A 246-nucleotide genomic window follows, 5' to 3' on the forward strand; every position below is an offset into this window, starting at 1 on the left:
CGGCGAGCAGGCCGACGAAGTGGCCGTCGCTGAAGGCCACAAGCTGCATCCAGATATGCTCGGTGGCGCCGTTCTGCGTCAGCGGGAATTTCACCGTATACGTGCCCGGCGTGCGCGCGGCCATCAGTTCATGAAAGCGCGGCAGTGTCGCATGGCCCTTGGCCTTGGCGCCCTGCATCGCCGTGTCCGTGGTGGAATAGGCGACGACGTTGTCCTTGGGCTCACTGCCGCGCATGTGGCCAAGCG

The 246-nt window shown here is 65.4% G+C and carries 1 pseudogene; it reads right to left on the bottom strand.

Features of this window, described 5'->3' with window-relative positions:
• A pseudogene (locus EOD29_RS34080) lies at window positions 1-235 on the bottom strand (hypothetical protein); the annotation flags it as partial.
• Between the last annotated feature and the right edge of the window lie 11 nt (window positions 236-246).

The sequence above is a fragment of the Mesorhizobium sp. M1A.T.Ca.IN.004.03.1.1 genome (assembly GCF_003997555.1).
Taxonomy (GTDB): Bacteria; Pseudomonadota; Alphaproteobacteria; order Rhizobiales; family Rhizobiaceae; genus Mesorhizobium.